This window comes from Streptomyces sp. NPDC031479 (assembly GCF_055581065.1).
The window spans coordinates 40,656-57,546 of sequence record NZ_JBVIKC010000015.1; the positions used below are offsets into that span (position 1 = coordinate 40,656).

General features: G+C 72.9%; 21 protein-coding genes. 17 read left to right on the top strand and 4 right to left on the bottom strand.

The genetic code is table 11. The features are described 5' to 3' along the window. Positions 1-18: 18 nt before the first annotated feature. Complete coding sequence (locus ACZ5D2_RS18625) at positions 19-846, bottom strand: response regulator transcription factor (RefSeq protein ID WP_371677442.1); 828 nt, start codon at positions 844-846, stop codon at positions 19-21. 476 nt (positions 847-1,322) lie between these two features. On the opposite strand from ACZ5D2_RS18625, the gene ACZ5D2_RS18630 reads away from it, so the two are divergent. From ACZ5D2_RS18630 to ygfZ, 13 genes are all read left to right on the top strand, one after another. Beyond that, positions 1,323-1,577 (top strand): MoaD/ThiS family protein, encoded by a 255-nt coding sequence (locus ACZ5D2_RS18630; protein ID WP_030718384.1) that lies wholly within the window; start codon positions 1,323-1,325, stop codon positions 1,575-1,577. A gap of 534 nt (positions 1,578-2,111) precedes the next feature. Beyond that, entirely contained in the window at positions 2,112-3,374 is a 1,263-nt protein-coding gene (locus ACZ5D2_RS18635) for a hypothetical protein (RefSeq protein ID WP_468930671.1), read from the top strand. A gap of 65 nt (positions 3,375-3,439) precedes the next feature. Next, positions 3,440-4,153: an LmeA family phospholipid-binding protein gene (locus ACZ5D2_RS18640; protein ID WP_371677441.1), complete on the top strand. Its 714-nt coding sequence runs from the start codon at positions 3,440-3,442 to the stop codon at positions 4,151-4,153. 164 nt (positions 4,154-4,317) lie between these two features. Beyond that, entirely contained in the window at positions 4,318-4,401 is an 84-nt protein-coding gene (locus tag ACZ5D2_RS18645) for a putative leader peptide (protein WP_359921537.1), read from the top strand. Positions 4,402-4,605: 204 nt separating this feature from the next. Continuing rightward, the gene (locus ACZ5D2_RS18650) at positions 4,606-5,454 is read left to right on the top strand and encodes a sulfurtransferase (RefSeq protein WP_356212979.1); all 849 of its coding nucleotides are present in this window, start codon (positions 4,606-4,608) and stop codon (positions 5,452-5,454) included. 74 nt (positions 5,455-5,528) lie between these two features. Then, complete coding sequence (locus ACZ5D2_RS18655) at positions 5,529-5,819, top strand: DUF1416 domain-containing protein (RefSeq protein ID WP_030030422.1); 291 nt, start codon at positions 5,529-5,531, stop codon at positions 5,817-5,819. 43 nt (positions 5,820-5,862) lie between these two features. Continuing rightward, positions 5,863-6,207, top strand: coding sequence for a DUF3099 domain-containing protein (locus tag ACZ5D2_RS18660; RefSeq protein WP_468930497.1), 345 nt, complete (start codon positions 5,863-5,865; stop codon positions 6,205-6,207). 115 nt (positions 6,208-6,322) lie between these two features. Then, positions 6,323-7,075: a hypothetical protein gene (locus tag ACZ5D2_RS18665; protein WP_468930499.1), complete on the top strand. Its 753-nt coding sequence runs from the start codon at positions 6,323-6,325 to the stop codon at positions 7,073-7,075. 101 nt (positions 7,076-7,176) lie between these two features. Next, positions 7,177-7,872 carry a hypothetical protein gene (locus ACZ5D2_RS18670; RefSeq protein ID WP_371677438.1) on the top strand — a complete coding sequence of 232 codons (696 nt, stop codon included), beginning with the start codon at positions 7,177-7,179 and terminating at the stop codon, positions 7,870-7,872. Then, positions 7,869-8,723 (top strand): hypothetical protein, encoded by an 855-nt coding sequence (locus tag ACZ5D2_RS18675; protein WP_371677437.1) that lies wholly within the window; start codon positions 7,869-7,871, stop codon positions 8,721-8,723. The genes ACZ5D2_RS18670 and ACZ5D2_RS18675 overlap by 4 nt, the downstream gene beginning before the upstream one ends. A 274-nt stretch (positions 8,724-8,997) precedes the next feature. After that, positions 8,998-9,570, top strand: a complete 573-nt coding sequence (locus tag ACZ5D2_RS18680) for a heme-binding beta-barrel domain-containing protein (protein WP_030232302.1) — start codon at positions 8,998-9,000, stop codon at positions 9,568-9,570. An 84-nt stretch (positions 9,571-9,654) separates the two neighbouring features. Beyond that, a complete protein-coding gene (locus ACZ5D2_RS18685) occupies positions 9,655-10,083 on the top strand; it encodes a Fur family transcriptional regulator (RefSeq protein ID WP_266840638.1) in 429 nt (142 codons plus the stop codon). Positions 10,084-10,113: 30 nt separating this feature from the next. Further along, complete coding sequence (ygfZ, locus tag ACZ5D2_RS18690) at positions 10,114-11,082, top strand: CAF17-like 4Fe-4S cluster assembly/insertion protein YgfZ (RefSeq protein WP_371677436.1); 969 nt, start codon at positions 10,114-10,116, stop codon at positions 11,080-11,082. Positions 11,083-11,168: 86 nt separating this feature from the next. Here ygfZ and dtd read toward each other — a convergent pair whose 3' ends face one another. Further along, entirely contained in the window at positions 11,169-11,594 is a 426-nt protein-coding gene (gene dtd / locus ACZ5D2_RS18695) for a D-aminoacyl-tRNA deacylase (protein WP_214939324.1), read from the bottom strand. Between the two features lie 132 nt (positions 11,595-11,726). On the opposite strand from dtd, the gene ACZ5D2_RS18700 reads away from it, so the two are divergent. The 3 genes from ACZ5D2_RS18700 (at position 11,727) to ACZ5D2_RS18710 (ending at position 14,491) form a co-directional block, all read left to right on the top strand. Beyond that, positions 11,727-12,317 (top strand): RsiG family protein, encoded by a 591-nt coding sequence (locus tag ACZ5D2_RS18700; protein WP_371677435.1) that lies wholly within the window; start codon positions 11,727-11,729, stop codon positions 12,315-12,317. Between the two features lie 111 nt (positions 12,318-12,428). Continuing rightward, the gene (locus ACZ5D2_RS18705) at positions 12,429-13,673 is read left to right on the top strand and encodes a GNAT family N-acetyltransferase (RefSeq protein WP_468930509.1); all 1,245 of its coding nucleotides are present in this window, start codon (positions 12,429-12,431) and stop codon (positions 13,671-13,673) included. A 47-nt stretch (positions 13,674-13,720) separates the two neighbouring features. Continuing rightward, entirely contained in the window at positions 13,721-14,491 is a 771-nt protein-coding gene (locus ACZ5D2_RS18710; RefSeq protein WP_371681206.1) for a putative protein N(5)-glutamine methyltransferase, read from the top strand. Between the two features lie 111 nt (positions 14,492-14,602). On the opposite strand, the gene ACZ5D2_RS18715 is transcribed toward ACZ5D2_RS18710, so the two are convergent. Beyond that, positions 14,603-15,382: an SDR family oxidoreductase gene (locus ACZ5D2_RS18715; protein WP_371677433.1), complete on the bottom strand. Its 780-nt coding sequence runs from the start codon at positions 15,380-15,382 to the stop codon at positions 14,603-14,605. Between the two features lie 140 nt (positions 15,383-15,522). On the opposite strand from ACZ5D2_RS18715, the gene ACZ5D2_RS18720 reads away from it, so the two are divergent. Then, positions 15,523-16,422, top strand: coding sequence for a sigma-70 family RNA polymerase sigma factor (locus ACZ5D2_RS18720; RefSeq protein ID WP_371681205.1), 900 nt, complete (start codon positions 15,523-15,525; stop codon positions 16,420-16,422). A gap of 31 nt (positions 16,423-16,453) precedes the next feature. Here the strand turns inward: ACZ5D2_RS18720 and ACZ5D2_RS18725 are convergent, their stop codons facing one another. Beyond that, on the bottom strand, positions 16,454-16,795 hold the full coding sequence (locus ACZ5D2_RS18725) for a DoxX family protein (protein ID WP_371677432.1): 342 nt from the start codon (positions 16,793-16,795) through the stop codon (positions 16,454-16,456). Positions 16,796-16,891: the final 96 nt, after the last annotated feature.

Consider the following 16,891-nt stretch of genomic DNA (forward strand, 5'->3'; position numbering starts at 1 on the left):
CAGTCTACGCGGGGTGACCTACCTCTGGGCAGGGCGTCCTGCCGAGTGGATGGTCACAGGGGATTCCTCCGTCCGGGGGTCCGTGGCGGCCAGGTCGGCGCCCTGCGGCGGGGCCGAGGCCGCCGCCTGCTTCGCCGCGGCCCGTTCCGCCTCCGCCGCCGCCGCCCGTTCCACCTTCTCCGGCGTGACGAAGCGGTAGCCGACGTTGCGGACGGTGCCGATCAGCGACTCGTGCTCGGGGCCGAGCTTCGCGCGCAGCCGTCGTACGTGCACGTCGACCGTCCGGGTCCCGCCGAAGTAGTCGTAGCCCCACACCTCCTGGAGGAGCTGGGCCCGGGTGAAGACCCGGCCCGGGTGCTGGGCGAGGTACTTCAGCAGCTCGAACTCCTTGAAGGTCAGGTCCAGGACCCGGCCCTTCAGCTTCGCGCTGTACGTCGCCTCGTCGACCGACAGGTCTCCGTTGCGGATCTCCATCGGGGAGTCGTCGGAGCCCAGCTGCTGGCGGCCGGTGGCCAGCCGCAGCCGCGCCTCCACCTCGGCCGGTCCGGCGGTGTCGAGCAGGACGTCGTCGATGCCCCAGTCGGCGGTGACGGCCGCGAGGCCGCCCTCGGTCACGACGAGGATCAGGGGGCAGCCCGGTCCGGTGGACCTCAGCAGCTGGCACAGCGACCGCACCTGCGGCAGGTCGCGGCGGCCGTCCACGAGGATCACGTCGGCGCCGGGGGTGTCCACCAGGGCCGGACCCTCGGCCGGGGCGACCCGGACGTTGTGCAGCAGCAGGCCGAGGGCGGGCAGCACCTCGGTCGACGGCTGGAGGGCATTGGTCAGCAGCAGGAGAGAACTCATGCCCGACCACCTGCCCGCGTCGGGTGGTCGTGCACGTGCGGGTGCACGGTTCGCTGGTCCATCACGTCGGTTCCTCCTCGGTCCCGTCGAGGACGTGCGTGGTACTGCTTCGTACGACTGGCCTGGCGTCCGGCCCGGCCCCCGCGCCCTGGGGTCCGGATGGATACCACTGTTCTCGGTTCGTTCAACGTGCTGAAAGCACAAAAGGACCCGGGGGCTACGTTGCCCGGATCCTCTACGCCGCCAGAATAGCCCACCCTCCCTTTCGGGGCCGAGGGCTGCCGTGCACCGCATTCTGTGGTTCCTGCCACGCCTTCCCCCTGCGTATGCCCTGGTTTCACCGGATCGGTGGACCCCCGGAGGGATCCCCGGGCGCACCCGGGGCGCGCTGGCGCACGCCGGGGTGGTGACCCGGAGGGGTCATCATGGAGGCCGACGGTAGAGAGCCGACGGAGCCGACCACGAGAGGAGCTGCAGTGGCAACCGGAACCATCCGCTACTGGGCGGCGGCGAAGGCCGCGGCCAAGACGGCGGAGGAGCCGTACTCGGCGCGCACCCTGGCCGAGGCGCTCGACGCAGTGCGGGAACGCCATCCGGGGGAGCTGACCCGGGTGCTCCTGCGCTGCTCCTTCCTCGTGAACGACGAGCCGGTGGGCAAGCGCCCGCACGATGCCGTCCTGCTGACCGAGGGGGGCACCGTCGAGGTGCTCCCGCCGTTCGCGGGCGGGTGAGCGGAGACCATGAGCACTCCCGAAGAACAGCAGCGGGCCGCGCAGGAGGACCCGTACGGGACCCAGACCTGGCAGTCCGACACCTGGGACACCAGCTACCAGCCGGTCCAGCAGCCGGTCCAGCAGCCGGTGCACCCGCCGTTGGGCGCCGTGCCCGGGCAGCCGGTGGCGCCCGAGGGCTGGTTCCGTGACGAGGCCCCGGCCGTGCCCCAGCCCGCTCCCCAGGGCCCGCCCGCGCAGCAGTGGGCCGCTCCGTCCGGCGCCGTACCGTGGCCGGACGGCACGGGGGCCGGCGTGGGTGCCGGTGGCGGTGCCGCCGAGCAGACCGCGTATCTGCCGCCGGTGCATCAGCACCAGCAGCAGCACCAGCAGCACCAGCAGCAGCAGTCCCCGCAGTTCCAGCAGCCCCAGGTGCAGCCGCAGCCGGTGGCGCCCGAGGGCTGGTTCCGCGACGAGGCCCCGCAGGCCCAGTCCCACGGCCGGCACGCCGCGCCGGACCGGCAGCGGGCCGAGCCGTGGCAGCAGCAGTCCCCGGTGCCCGGCGCCGCAGCGGAGACGGCCTACCTCCCGCCGGTACGGGAGCCCGCGGCCGCGCCGTGGCCGGGTGCTCCGGGTGCCGACGCCGCCGCCGAGACGGCGTACCTGCCGCCGGTACGGGAGCCCGCGGCCGCGCCGCAGGCTCCGTGGCCGGGTGGTCCGGGGGTCGGAGCCGACGCCGCCGCCGAGACGGCGTACCTGCCGCCGGTACGGGACACTGCCGCCGAGCAGACCGCGTACCTGCCCCCCGTCCAGGCCCAGGCGCCGCAGCCGCAGGCCTGGGACACCGAGCGGACGGCGTACCTGCCGCCGGTGACGGAGGCCGCCGCCGAGCGGACGGCCTACCTGCCGCCGCAGCCGCCCGCCCCCGACGCGGCGGCCGAGCGGACGGCGTACCTGCCGCCCGTGCCCTCCGCCGCCGCGGCCCCGCAGGCTCCCGCGTCCGTGCCCGGAGGCCCGGAGGCCGAGTACTCCCCGCCCACGCTGGGCGGGAACACCCTGCGCGCCGTCGACCCGGCCCAGGCCCGCGCCGAGGGCCGGTCGCCGATCATCGACCCCGGTCCGCAGTCGGCCCTGCTGACCGCCGGCCTCGGGCTGCTGCTGGCCGGGGCCGCCGTGCTGGGCCCGTACGCCCTGCTCCTGCCGCTGATCGCCCTCCAGGCGCTCACCGCGGCCGGCTGGTTCCGCCTCAACGGCATGTGGCCGGCCCGCCAGGGCATCGCCCTCGCCTTCGCCGGGGCCGTGGTCGCGGACGGCGCGGTGCTCGCGGTGGACCGGCCGTACGGCCCCGGCGCCATCATCGGCACCATCGGGGCCTGGGTGCTGCTCACGCTGGTGCTCCAGCTGCGCAGCCACGCGGACCCCGACGAGCGGATGTACGGACTGATGGCCTCGGTGGCCTCCGCCGCCCTGGCCATCGTGTGCGCGGGCTTCCTCGCCGCCGACGGGGAGGCGGTGAGCGTCGGCGCCGCCGCCGTCGCCGTCGCCGTGTTCGCGCGGGCCCTGCCGCTGCCGACCGCGCCCTCCGTCGGCGTCTCGCTGGCCGCCGCGGCCGGTGCGGGCATCGCGGTGGGCGGACTGACCGGCATCGGGGCGGGCGGGGCGCTGCTCGGCCTGGCCGCCGGGGTCTGCGCGCTGGTGGGTCTGCGCGTGGCCGCGTACGACTACCCGTCGAAGTTCGTCCACATGACGGCCGGTGTCGCGCTGCCGCTGGCGGTCGCCGCGCCCGCCGTCTACCTGCTGGGCCGGGTGGTGGGCTGACGGGGTCCCGACGGCGGACCATGGTCCACTAGAACGCACGTACCGATAAGTAGGGGGAGGGTCCGTTGCGTTTCCTGCGCTTCGTACTGATCGTCGGAGTGGTTCTGGGGGCCCTGTTCGTGGGCGCGGACCGCTGGGCGGTCGGCTATGCCGAGAACCGGCTCGCCGACCGCCTCCAGGCCCGTCAGGGGCTCGCGGGGAGCGTGGAGGTGAACATCCACGGCTTCCCGTTCCTGACCCAGGCGCTCAGCCACGACCTGGAGCGGGTGGACCTGAAGCTGAAGGGCGTCGACGCCGCCGCCGACGGCCGCAAGACGCGTCTGACGGAGCTCGACGCCAGCTTCCGCGAGGTGAAGCTGAACGCCGGCTACAGCGGTGGAACCGCCAAGCGGGCGGAGGGCACCGCGCTGATCTCCTACGCGGACCTCACCGAGGCCTCCCAGAGCGGGGTGAACCTCACCTACGGCGGCGCGCCGGGCAAGGTGAAGGTGACCGCGACGGTGGAGGTCCTCGGCAAGCGCCTGACCCGTGACGTGGTGTCGACCGTCACGCTGGTGGACGCGAACGACGGGAAGAACGGGAAGGTCGTCAGGGTCCGCGCGGAGTCCGTGCCGGGCGAGGGGATACCGGGCATCGAGAGCCTGGTCCGCAAGCGGACCGACTTCGATCGCCGCATCGACGGGGGTCTGCCGTCCGGGCTCGGCCTCACCGGGCTGACCTCCGACGCGGAGGGTGTACACGTCACGCTGAGCGGCACGGACGTGGTGCTGGCCGGATAGTGAGACGACCCGGTCCGACCTGCAGAAGGACGGGCCGTGCGAAGAGCCCCGGGGGCCGCGAGGCGGCCGTCCGGGGCTTTCTCATCCCGCCATGCGGACGATCCTGTCTCGGAATATGACACGCCGGTGACAGGGCGGCTGATTCGTCCCTACGATCCATGGCTATGAAGCATCAGCAGGCGGACCTCACGAAGCGGCGGGCAGTAGACCTGTGTCGCGTCGCCGCCATGCTCTGTCGCTCCATTTGAGCGGTGTGAGCCTTCCGCTCCACCGGCCGGACGACGGCCCTTCATCCGCGGCGTGACCGCCCCCGCTTCCCGCCTCCTGCCCCCTGTCGCTCCCCGCGCAGGTCCCGAGCGCGCCACCCGGAACGGCACGTACGCACCAGCACCGCCCCGCAGCTGCACTGCACCAGCACCGCCCCGCCGCACACTGCCCCGGAGGAGAACACCATGAGCCGCAGCGACGTCCTCGTCGACGCCGACTGGGTCGAGGCCCACCTGAACGACGCCAACGTCGTCATCGTCGAGGTGGACGAGGACACGTCCGCGTACGACAAGAACCACATCACCAACGCCGTCCGGATCGACTGGAAGAGCGACCTCCAGGACCCGGTCCGCCGCGACTTCGTGGACCAGGAGGGCTTCGAGAAGCTCCTCTCCGCCAAGGGCATCTCCAACGACGACACCGTCGTCCTCTACGGCGGCAACAACAACTGGTTCGCGTCCTACGCCTACTGGTACTTCAAGCTCTACGGCCACCAGGACGTCCGCCTCCTCGACGGCGGCCGCAAGAAGTGGGAGCTCGACTCCCGCGACCTGGTCGACGGCAAGGACGTCCCGAACCGCCCGGCCACCGCGTACAAGGCCAAGCCGCAGGACAGCTCGATCCGCGCCTTCCGCGACGACGTCGTGGCCGCGATCAACGTCCAGAACCTGGTCGACGTCCGCTCGCCCGACGAGTTCTCCGGCAAGCTGCTCGCCCCGGCGCACCTTCCCCAGGAGCAGTCGCAGCGCCCCGGCCACGTGCCGAGCGCCCGCAACATCCCGTGGTCGAAGAACGCCAACGACGACGGCACCTTCAAGTCCGACGACGAGCTGACCGCCCTGTACCAGGCGGAGGGCGTCGACCTCGACACGAAGGACACCATCGCCTACTGCCGCATCGGTGAGCGCTCCGCGCTCACGTGGTTCGTGCTGCACGAGCTCCTGGGCCAGGAGAACGTCAAGAACTACGACGGCTCCTGGACCGAGTACGGCTCGCTCGTCGGCGTGCCGATCGAGCTCGGCCCCAACAAGTAATCCCGCCGGAGGCCTGGGCACGCGACGCCCGGCGCCCCGTAGCAGCAGAACCTCTCTAGGACAGGACAGAGAACATGTGTGGAGCACAGATCGGCGGGCCCGACCTCGCGACGCTGAAGCCCGGTGAGACCGCGATCCAGGGCCAGGTGACCAAGGACGGCGAGCCCGTCAGCGGATACGTCCGCCTGCTGGACTCGACCGGTGAGTTCACCGCCGAGGTCCCGACCTCCGCGACCGGCCAGTTCCGCTTCTACGCGGCGACCGGCTCCTGGACGCTGCGCGCGCTCGTCCCGGGTGCCCAGGCCGACCGTGCCGTCGTGGTCGCCGAGGCCGGCGGCGTGACGGACGTCGCGATCGCGGTCTGAACGACCGCCAGCTGAACCGGCCGAAGGGCCGCACCCCCGGGGGTTGGACGCCACTGGACCGGGGTGCGGCCCTTCGTGCCGTCCGGACCCTTGCACCGGCGGGGGACGGCCCTACGCTGGAGGTATGTACGCCCGGCGCCGGCGCGCCTACTTCCTGCTGATGGGCGGATGCCTGTTCCTCTTCGTCTCCGCCTGGTCCTTCGTGCGCCTGTTCTCCGTGGAGGCGGCGGTGGCGATGTGCGTGGTCGCCATGGTCATCCCGCCGGTCGCCGCGATGGTCGCGAACCGCCGGGGCCCCGACGACCGCTGGTGGGACGACCCGTCCGGCGATCCGAAATCGGACGAGTGGTGGGACGAACTGGACGGAAAACGGCGCCGCGAGGACTGAACGCGTCCGGAGATAAGACCGTAATAAAGATGCGTACAACTGCTCCCCCCTCGAAGGTGTCTCCGGTGTGCGCGGGTAAACGAACCCGACGCCTCCAGTCCTGTGGGGGACCCCTTTGGAACACGAGCACGATCCGGCTCCTGACGCGCGCCCGCCCCGGCGCCGGGGCCGCACGACCCTCCTGATCGCTGCCGCCGTCGTCCTCGGCGCCCTCGCCGGCACCGCCACCGGCTACGCGGTCCAGTACGACCGAGACCCCACCCCGCTGCCCCCGCTGGCCCAGCAAAAGCTGGACACGCCCAAGGCGCTCGCGCCGGACGACACCACGACGTGGAAGACGGTCAACGCCAACCGCTGGCACAAGACCGACGGCGACCTCACCGAGCTCCTGATCGAGGTGCCGGCCGGGGCGAAGGCCGAGGACAGCGGCTACGACAGCCTCGACTCCTTCGCGACAACCTTCGGAACGCCGGACGGCGCCCTGCGCAACTTGTCGAAGGACGGCTTCCGGCGCCTCGCGACGACCGTCTGGAGGCAGGACGACATCCGTGTCGAGGTGCGGCTGGTGCAGTTCCGCGACTTCTCCGGCGCGAACGGCTACCAGAGGGCGCAGAGCGGCTACATGCGCTTCGAGAGGAACGCGGGCAACGACGGCGTAGCCATCCCCGGCGTCCCCGCGGAGCTCGGGCGCGTCTGGGTGGCGTCGAAAACCCATGAGGAGCCGGGTTCCGCCCCGATCCGCGAGGGCCGGGCCATCGTCCGTCGCGGTGACATCGTTCTGGACCTCTTCTACGTCGACACGCGCGGCGGCCGGATAGCCGAGAGCGATGTCATCGACCTGGCCAAGCGACAGCTGGAGCGACTGTGACCGAGCCGCAGACCGGGACGACCCCGGCACCCGAGGCCCCGGCCGACCCGGCCGGAACCCCGCGGACGGGTGGCCGTAGGACGACGGTCACTCTCACGGCCGTGGCTGTGGCCGCGCTCGCCCTCGTCGGCGGCGGGGTCTGGGCGTCCTCCGCCCTCGCGGACGCCGACCGGACCGCGCCGACCGCCTACTGGGTCGAGGCGGGCGGGAAGCTGCCCGAGGTCAAGAAGCCCGAACCGGTGCCCGAGAGCGCCTTCTCGGGCAAGCTGCTCCCCGTTCCCTCCGGCTTCGCTCCGGGGCCCGACCTCGCGGGCGACGGGAACAACTTCTTCGTCTCCGGGGACAAGGCCACCGAGGGCTTCAAGGAAGCCCGCAAGGGCCTGTCGAACTCGGAACGCAAGAAGCGCGACGACATGCTGGCCGACCTCAAGCTCAAGGGCCTGGCCGGGCGTAGCTACACCGGTGACAGAGGGCTGGTGGTGGAGATCCGCATCATGCAGGCCGACCCGCGGGCCGTGGGGGCGTTCGCCGAGGTCTCCAAGAAGCTCCTCGACCTCATCGGCGATGACCGCGACGCGCCGAAGGTGGACGGCTTCCCGGATGCCAAGTGCTCTCTGCTGGCCGTGGGCGAGGAGAAGCAGGAGAGGATCGACTCCCTCTACTGCGTGGCCGTCGAGGGCGACGTGATGGTCAATTTCCGCGCCTACGGACCCAAGGACAGCTTCTCGAAGTCCGACGCCGCGACGTTCCTCAAGAACCAGCTGACCCACCTGAAGTCCCCCGGGGAGTCCGTGTGACCGAGCAGAACGCCCTCGGAGCCCCCGCGGCCCCAGAGGCACCCGAGCCCCCGCCGGCCCCCACCGAGGGCCCCGTGGCGCCCGCGCCCCCCAAGGACCGCCGCGTGCTGCGCGCCGTCCTGCGCTGGAGCGCGGCCGTCCTCGCCTTCGGCGTCGCCGGCACGGGGGCCGCCTACGGCCTGGTGCAGCCCGAGCGCACCGACATCCCGGGCCTGTCGACCCGGTCCGACGGCCGCTGGGCCTACCCGGCGCTGGGCAAGCCCACCCTGCCCCCCGGCGCTCCGGTGCCCTTCGCCCCGGACAACGCGGACGGCATCCACTACGCGGGCCTGACCCAGCTGCTCCTGCCCGCCCCGCTCGGATCCACCCCGGACCCCGCGCTGAAGCCGGAGAAGGACTCGGCCGTGACCGTGGACACCTTCCTGGAGGAGTACGCGGCCGACGCGCGCGCGAAGATGAAGCAGGACTTCACCGACGACGGGCTGCGCCAGATCGTGGGCCGTGGCTGGACCACCCCGGACGGCGTCCGGACCCGGGTCTACCTGCTGCGCTTCCACGCGTCGGGCTTCGCGGACACCTTCAAGGGCTGTGGCACCGGGATGAACCTGAACGGCGTCAGCCAGATGCGGTGGGACGACGCCTGGGACGAGGCCCGCACCGCCAACAGTGCCCCGCCGGCCGACGGCGTGAAGGTCCTGGAGGAATCCGTCCCGTTCGGTGACGAGCAGATCAGGGCCGGCTGCGTGCAGTCGGGTGACGTCCAGGCCGTGATCCTGCAGAGCCGCAAGGGCGCGGCGCCGGCCGTCCCCCTGCACCAGGCCGTGATCCTCCAGGGCCAGCTGCTGGGCTGACCATCCGGGGGCGGGGCCGGTACGGCCTACCTCCTACGGTGTGCCGGTTCCCGGGCCAGTAGGCTTGGGGACCGGCCCGTACACCGCACCGAATCCTCCGAGGAGCACACCGTGCTTGAGGCAGTCTTCACCTCCCTGCTGGTCCTGGTCTGCGTCGGCGTCACGGCCTTCACCGGCCTGGCCGTCAAGAAGCTGTACCAGGGTCAGCGCTGAGCAGCAGCCGACCGGCCGACCGCCCCGGAACCCCTCCCACAGATCGCCTGAGCAGCCAACCATGATCCAGATCCCGTCCGACCTGAACCCGGGCCTCGTCCCCCTCGCCTTCCTCCTCGGCAACTGGGAAGGCGCCGGCGTCTTCGACTTCCCCGGTGAAGAGAAGTGCAACTTCGGCCAGGAAGTCGTCTTCAGCCACGACGGCCGGGACTTCCTGGAGTACACCTCCCACACCTGGGTCCTCGACGCCGAGGGCAACAAGGTGCGCCCGCTGGAGTCCGAGTCGGGCTACTGGCGCATCGACGCCGACCGCAAGGTCGAGATCGTCATGGTCCGCGACCAGGGCGTCGTCGAGGTCTGGTACGGCGAGCTCGCCGACCAGAAGCCCCAGATCGACGTGGTCACCGACGCGGTGGCCCGTACGGCCGCCTCCGGCCCGTACAGCGGCGGAAAGCGCCTCTACGGGTACGTGAAGAGCGACCTGATGTGGGTCGGGGAGAAGGCCACCCCCGAGGTCGAGCTGCGCCCCTACATGTCGGCCCAGCTCAAGAAGGTCGTCACCCCGGAGGAGATCGCCGACATGGCGCGCAACCTCCCGGAGCTCCCCGAGGACGGCATCGCCTTCTTCCGCTGAGCCCGCTGAGCCGCTGCGCACGATGACGAAGGAAGGGGACCGCGGCCTGGCCCGCGGTCCCCTTCCCGCGCTTACACTGGCCGGGTGGCGACCACCGACTGGAAGACCGACCTGCGGCAGCGCGGCTACCGGCTGACACCGCAGCGCCAGCTCGTGCTCGAAGCCGTCGACGCCCTCGAACACGCCACCCCCGACGAGATCCTCGTCGAGGTGCGCAAGACCGCCTCCGGGGTCAACATCTCCACCGTCTACCGGACCCTGGAGCTGCTCGAAGAGCTGAAACTGGTCTCGCACGCCCACCTCGGGCACGGTGCCCCCACGTACCACCTCGCCGACCGGCACCACCACATCCACCTGGTGTGCCGCGACTGCACCGAGGTGATCGAGGCCGACCTCGACGTCGCCGCCGAGTTCACCGCGAAGCTGCGCACCACCTTCGGCTTCGAGACCGACATGAAGCACTTCGCGATCTTCGGCCGGTGCGCGAAGTGCGCCGCCGAGCGCCCTCAGTGAGGACACCGGCGGGGTCGTAGGCTGGGTGTCATGACCAGCAGCCCCTTGCTCCACCTCAGCGGCGCCGTACCGGCCGAAGGCCGTGACGAGGGCGTCGCCGCCCACTACGGAGAGCTCTACGGCGAACAGCGCGCCCTCGCCGACGGCCGCGGCTTCGTCGACCTCTCCCACCGCGGGGTCGTCACCGTCACCGGACCGGACCGCCTCGCCTGGCTGCACCTGCTGCTCACCCAGCACGTCAGCGACCTCCCGGCCGGCCAGGCCACCGAGGCGCTGATCCTCTCCGCCAACGGGCACATCGAGCACGCCCTCTACCTCGTCGACGACGGCGAGACCGTGTGGGCCCACGTCGAGCCCGGCACCCAGGAGGCGCTCATCGCCTACCTGGAGTCGATGAAGTTCTTCTACCGCGTCGAGGTCGCCGATCGCACCGACGCCTTCGCCGTCGTCCACCTCCCGGCCGGCTCCATCGCCGAGATCGCCGCGGAACACCCCGTGCGCGAGACCGCCCACGGCCGCGACGTGTTCCTCCCGCGCGACGGACTGGAGGCCTTCGCCGCCGCGCACGGCCCCGCCGCCGGACTCCTCGCCTACGAGGCCCTGCGCGTCGAGGCCCACCGGCCCCGGCTCGGCCTGGAGACCGACCACCGCACCATCCCGCACGAGCTGGGCTGGCTCGGCACCGCCGTCCACCTCCAGAAGGGCTGCTACCGCGGCCAGGAGACGGTGGCCCGCGTCCACAACCTGGGGAAGCCCCCGCGCCGCCTGGTCTTCCTGCACCTGGACGGCTCCGAGGTGCTGCTCCCGCCGCACGGCGCGCCCGTACGGCTCGCGGCCGACGGCGAGGAGGGCCGTCAGCTCGGCTTCGTCACCACCGCCGTGCGCCACCACGAGCTCGGGCCCATCGCCCTCGCGCTGGTCAAGCGGAACGTTCCGGTCGACGCCCCGCTGCTGGCCGGGAACACGGCCGCCGCGCAGGAGGTCGTCGTAGCGCCGTAGCGCCGTAGCGCCGTAGCGCCGTAGCGCCGCGTGGCGTGTGGCGTGGCGTGTGGCGTGGCGCGCCGGGCCGTGCGCCGGGAAGCGTCCTAGATGTCGATGACGATGGTGAACGGGCCGTGGTTGGTCAGCGAGACCCGCATGTCCGCGCCGAACCGGCCCGTCTCCACCGTCGCGCCCAGCGCCCGCAGCTGCGCCACCACCTCGTCGACCAGCGGCTCCGCCACCGGGCCGGGCGCGGCCGCGTTCCAGGTGGGGCGGCGGCCCTTGCGGGCGTCCCCGTAGAGCGTGAACTGGGAGATCACCAGCAGCGGCGCGCCCACGTCGCTGCAGGACTTCTCCGCCTCCAGGATCCGCACCGACCAGAGCTTGCGCGCCAGCAGCGCCGCCTTCTCCGGAGTGTCGTCGTGGGTCACCCCCACCAGCACGCACAAGCCCTCGCCGACGATCTCGCCGACCGTCTCGCCCGCCACGACGACGCTCGCGCCGTCCACCCTCTGCACCACTGCTCGCATACCACCTGTGTACCAGGCGTGCACCCGTCCGGGGCCGATCGGGTGGAGTGGGACTGCGTCCACACCACACGGAGTGGCACCATGCACGCAGGCGGTGCCCCCAGCACCGGTCGAGGGGACGGACACGTTCACATGAATATCCCTGGTACCTCCGTACCTGTACCCGCAGCACCCGCAGTACCCGTGCCACAGGCCGCCGCACCGGCGGCCCGGCCACCCGCGCAGCGGACCGGCGACCCGGGGCCGACCACCCCCGCCACCGCGCTCGGCCTGCCCGAACTGCGCGCCCTGCGCCGCGACGCCCAGCGCGACGAGGCGGACCTGAGCTACGTGCGCAGACTCCTGCAGGGCCGCATCGACATCCTGCGCGCCGAGCTCGCCCGCCGTACGGACCCCGAGGCGCCGGTGGTGGACCGGCTGTCGGAGATCCTGGCCGACGCCCCCTCCAGCCGCAGCGCCTCAGCCCGGCACGTCACGCTCGGCACCCCGCACAACGAGGAGTTCCGGCTGCTGGCGGCGGAGATGCTGTCCGAGGTCGAGCTGTCGGACCTGGCCGCGCGCACGGACGCCGAACTGCACGACGCGATGGGCCGGCTGGTCGGGTACGAACAGCAGGTCTCGCGGCGCCGGCAGCAGCTCCAGCGCACGGCGGACGACTCCAGCGCGGAGATCACCCGCCGCTACCGGGAGGGCGAGGCGCAGGTGGACGACCTGCTGGCGTAGCGGCCGGACCCGGCCCCCCCGGCAGGCCCCCGGGCACCCCGTCGGCACCCTCCGCCCCACCAGCGGAAATTCGGGCGACCCGGCGCGGTACGGCCGTTAGCGTGGCCGGTTATGAGTGCTGACGTCCGGCCGATCGCCGCATCCGAACTTCCCGACTGGCTGACCACCCTCAACACCGGATTCCTCACCCCGGCCACCCCGACGGAATCCGATGTGGCGCAGCGCGCCGCCCACAGTGACCTCGCCCGCGTGCAGGGCGGCTTCGACCCCGTCACCGGCCGCTGCGTGGCGACCTTCCGCTCCTTCACCCAGGAGCTGACCGTGCCCGGCGGGGCCACCGTCCCGTGCAGCGCGGTCTCCAACGTCACCGTGCTGGCCACCCACCGCCGCCAGGGCCTGCTGACCCGCATGATGGCCGCCGAACTCGCCGCCTCCCAGGCCCGCGGCGACGTCCTGGCCACCCTGATAGCCGCCGAGTACCCGATCTACGGGCGCTACGGCTTCGGGCCCGCCGCCTCCCTCGCCGAGTGGGAGATCGACGTCCCGCGCACCGGGCTGGACCGGCACCGGCCGCTCCCCGCCGACGGGAGCCGGATCGACCTCGTCGACGCCGCGGAGGCGCGCCGGGTGGGGCCCGCCCTGCACGAGCGGCTGCGCGCGACCGCGCACGGCACGATCGGGCGGGACGACCGCTGGTGGGACCTGGTGACCGGGCTGGCCCAGATGTCCCACCGCCCCTACAAGCAGAAGATGTTCGCGGTGTACCGGACGCCGGACGGCGAGGTGGCCGGGCTGGCCGCCTACCGGGCCGACGACCACTGGACCGATGCGAAGGTCCCGCAGCAGACCCTGTACGTCACGGACCTGATCGCCGTGACCCCGCGGGCGGAGCGGGCCCTGTGGCACTTCCTGTGCTCCATCGACTGGGTGCTCAAGGTCCGCACCGGCTACCGCGCCCCCGACAGCCTCGTGCCGGACCTGCTGCCCGACCCGCGCGCGGCCCGGCTGGTGACCGCCGCCGACTTCCTGTGGGTGCGCGTGCTGGACGTCGTACGGGCCCTGTCCGCGCGGACGTACGCCGTGCCCGGGACCCTCGTCCTGGAGGTCGCGGACCCGGACGGCCCGGCGGGCGGGCGCTACCGGCTCGACGCGGGCGCCGGTACGTGTGTCCGTACGGAGGAGCCCGCGGACCTGCGGCTCGACGTGTCCGCGCTGGGCGCCCTGTACCTCGGCGACGCCTCGGCGGTCAGGCTGGCCGAGCTGGGCCGGGTGGCCGGGGAGCGGCCGGGCGCCGTGGAGCTCGCGGACGCCGTCTTCCGCACCGCGCGCAGGCCCTGGTGCCCGGACATCTTCTGATCCTCCGCTCTGACACCATCGTGAGAAACCAGGAGAAGAGTGACGTGTTGACGATCGTGGAACGGCTGCGCGCGGCGGGCTGCGTGTTCGCCGAGGAGGAGGCGGACCTGTTGGTCGCGGCCGCCACCGACGACGGCCACCTGGCGGACCTGGTGGCCCGCAGGGCGGGCGGTGAACCGCTGGAGCACGTCGTGGGCTGGGCGGAGTTCTGCGGGCTGCGGGTGGAGGTGGGCGCGGGGGCCTTCGTGCCGCGCCGGCGCAGCGAGTTCCTGGCCGAGGAGGCGGTGGCGCTGGCCGGGCCCGGCGCGGTCGTGCTGGACCTGTGCTGCGGGGTCGGCGCCCTCGGGGCGGCGGTGGCCTCGCAGGTGCCGGGCGGGGTCGAGCTGCACGCGGCCGACATCGACCCGGCCGCGCTGGCGTACGCCCGGCGCAACGTGGCCCCGTACGGCGGCGCGGTCTGGGAGGGCGACCTGTACGGGGCGCTCCCGGCGGAGCTGCGCGGGCGGGTGGACGTTCTCGTGGTCAACGCCCCGTACGTGCCGACGGAGGAGATCGGGCTGATGCCGTCCGAGGCCCGCGACCACGAGCCGCTGGTCTCCCTCGACGGGGGCGCGGACGGGCTCGACGTGCACCGGCGGGTGGCCGCGGACGCCGTGCGGTGGCTGGCCCCGGGCGGCCGGCTGCTGATCGAGACCAGCGCCCGGCAGGCGCCGCTGACGGCGTCCGCCCTGACGTCGGGCGGGCTGGCGGTGCGGGCGGTCACCTCGGAGGAGCGGTACGCGACCGTGGTCATCGGGACGGCCCCGGCCGCGGGCTGACGGGGGGCGGCGGGCTGAACGGCGGCCGGGTACCGGGGGCCGGGGGCCGGGGCCGGGGCCGGGGCCGGGGTCCCGGCCCCAGGGCCTCTTCCGGTCCTCGGTTCCCGCGTCTCAGCCCACGCGTTCCGCGAGGAAGGCCTCCCAGGTCCGTTCTCCCACGACGGCGCCGTCGAGGGAGAGGTTGACCCCGGCGCGGTAGGCGCGGCCGACCTTGCCGGGCATCCGCACCGGCAGCGTCGGGCGGCGCCGGCCGTGGGCCCGGAGGTAGTCGCGGGTGAGGTCGCCGAGGCCCAGGACGGCGGGTCCGGCCAGGTCGGGGACGAGCCCGGCGGGCTTGCCGAGGGCCAGCTCGACGAGCCGCTCCGCGACGTCGCGGGAGTCGACGGGCTGCCAGCGCAGGCCGCCCGGCACCGGGACCACGGGCAGTCCGGCCAGCTTCCCGGCCACGGTGAAGGCCAGCTCGTGGAACTGGGCGGCGCGCAGGATCGTCCACGGCAACCCGGAGCCGGAGACGGCCCGTTCGGCCTCCAGCTTGGCCCGGAACCAGCCCAGGGGAACGGTGTCCGCGCCGATCACCGAGATCAGGACGAGGTGGCGCACGCGGGCCGCCTTCGCGGCGCGCACCAGGTTGCGGGCGGCGATGTCGTCGCCCTTGGCCCCGCCCGCGAGGTGCAGGACGGTCTCCACGCCCTCCATGGCGGCGTCGACGCCCCGGTCCGCGACCAGGTCCCCGCTCGTGTACGCGACCCCGTCCGCGGCCTCGCGGGCGGTACGGGTCAGCACGCGCACGGGGTGTCCGGCCGCGCGCAGCAGCGGGACGACGAGGCTGCCGAGGGTGCCGGTGCCGCCGGTGACCAGCAGCGGGCCGTGGGGTGCGTTCGTCTCGGTCATCCGGTTCATCTCCGATCGGTGGACCGGGAGTTGGCCTCCCGGCTACAACCCCGTCCGGGTGAGTGGGGTCTACTGCACTGACCCGCAGTGAGGAAGGAATGTGACACGTGGACGGAAGTTCTTCGCCGACGCCCCCGGTGATGCCCCCGGTGGCGGCCTCGTTGGCCGAGCGTTTCGAGGAGCACCGCAGTCATCTGAGAGCGGTGTCCTACCGGATGCTCGGCTCGCTGAGCGAGGCCGACGACGCGGTCCAGGAGGCGTGGCTGCGGCTGGACCGTACCGGCGCGACCGAGATCGAGAACCTCGGCGGGTGGCTGACGACGGTGGTCTCGCGGCTGTGCCTGAACCTGCTGCGTTCGCGCGAGCAGCGTCGTGAGGACCCGATGGAGCGGGCGGAGACCCGGATCCCGGACCCGCTGATCGGTTCCGAGCGGCGGATCGACCCGGAGCAGGAGGTGCTGCTGGCCGATTCGGTCGGGCTGGCGCTGATGGTGGTGATGGAGTCGCTGTCGCCCGCCGAGCGGCTGGCGTTCGTCCTGCACGACATGTTCGCGGTCCCGTTCGACGAGATCGCCCCGCTGATCGAGAAGACCTCGGCGGCGACCCGGCAGCTGGCCACCCGTGCCCGGCGCAAGGTGCAGGGGCAGGCTCCGGCTCCCGATCCGGACCTCGCGCGCCAGCGGGAGGCGGTGGACGCGTTCTTCGCCGCAGCGCGGGACGGGCGGTTCGAGGCGCTGGTGTCCGTACTCGACCCGGACGTGGTGCTGCGTTCCGACGGTGGTGCGGGCGGTGCCCTCACCGTCGTGCTCACGGGTGCGCGGACGGTCGCGGGCCAGGCGGTCACGTACGCCTCGCTCGTCCCGTTCGTCCGCCCGGCGCTGATCAACGGCGCCGCGGGTGTCGTGGTGGTGCGCAAGGACCGGGCCGTGTCGGTGATGGCCTTCACCGTCGTCGGCGGGAAGATCGTCGCGATCGACGTGCTGTCCGACCCGGAGCGGCTGGACCTGCTGGACCTGACGGCCCTGGACCCGCAGGGCTGAGGACGGGCCGCCCGCCGTCCCCGCCCGGGTCTCAGGCGACCAGGGCGAGGACGGCGACGGCGGGGGCCGCGTAGATCATCGGGAAGACGGCGTGGGCGTAGGCGCGGGCCCGCAGGACGGTGATGACGGCGCCGGTGAAGTAGAGGACCAGGCCGATGGCGGCGGCGATCCCGATGGCCGGGACGGCGAAGCCGACGAGGAGGCCGACGGCCCCGGCGGCCTTGGCGGCGCCGAGCAGGTTCCAGATGCTGCGCGGGACGCCGTACTCGGCGAGGGGCTCGACCACGAACTTGGCGCGGAAGAAGACCGAGGCCCCGGAGAATCCGGCCATGAAGGCGGCGATCAGGGTGACGACGGTGGCGGTGGTGGACATCGGGGGCTCCTTCGGGGCGGTGTCTCGTTCGTTCGACATCCCTTTGACCCGCGCCGAAGTACGGATGTGACAGCTTCCCGGAAAAACTTTCGGCGG

Excerpts from the sequence above, each read along its gene's own strand:
- ACZ5D2_RS18645 (WP_359921537.1), top strand. The coding sequence starts at position 4,318 with ATGAAGCATCAGCAGGCGGACCTCACGAAGCGGCGGGCAGTAGACCTG.
- ygfZ (WP_371677436.1), top strand. The coding sequence starts at position 10,114 with ATGACCAGCAGCCCCTTGCTCCACCTCAGCGGCGCCGTACCGGCCGAA.
- ACZ5D2_RS18655 (WP_030030422.1), top strand. The coding sequence starts at position 5,529 with ATGTGTGGAGCACAGATCGGCGGGCCCGACCTCGCGACGCTGAAGCCC.
- ACZ5D2_RS18625 (WP_371677442.1), bottom strand. The coding sequence starts at position 846 with ATGAGTTCTCTCCTGCTGCTGACCAATGCCCTCCAGCCGTCGACCGAG.
- ACZ5D2_RS18700 (WP_371677435.1), top strand. The coding sequence starts at position 11,727 with ATGAATATCCCTGGTACCTCCGTACCTGTACCCGCAGCACCCGCAGTA.
- dtd (WP_214939324.1), bottom strand. The coding sequence starts at position 11,594 with ATGCGAGCAGTGGTGCAGAGGGTGGACGGCGCGAGCGTCGTCGTGGCG.
- ACZ5D2_RS18725 (WP_371677432.1), bottom strand. The coding sequence starts at position 16,795 with ATGTCCACCACCGCCACCGTCGTCACCCTGATCGCCGCCTTCATGGCC.
- ACZ5D2_RS18680 (WP_030232302.1), top strand. The coding sequence starts at position 8,998 with ATGATCCAGATCCCGTCCGACCTGAACCCGGGCCTCGTCCCCCTCGCC.
- ACZ5D2_RS18650 (WP_356212979.1), top strand. The coding sequence starts at position 4,606 with ATGAGCCGCAGCGACGTCCTCGTCGACGCCGACTGGGTCGAGGCCCAC.
- ACZ5D2_RS18715 (WP_371677433.1), bottom strand. The coding sequence starts at position 15,382 with ATGACCGAGACGAACGCACCCCACGGCCCGCTGCTGGTCACCGGCGGC.
- ACZ5D2_RS18720 (WP_371681205.1), top strand. The coding sequence starts at position 15,523 with ATGCCCCCGGTGGCGGCCTCGTTGGCCGAGCGTTTCGAGGAGCACCGC.
- ACZ5D2_RS18705 (WP_468930509.1), top strand. The coding sequence starts at position 12,429 with ATGAGTGCTGACGTCCGGCCGATCGCCGCATCCGAACTTCCCGACTGG.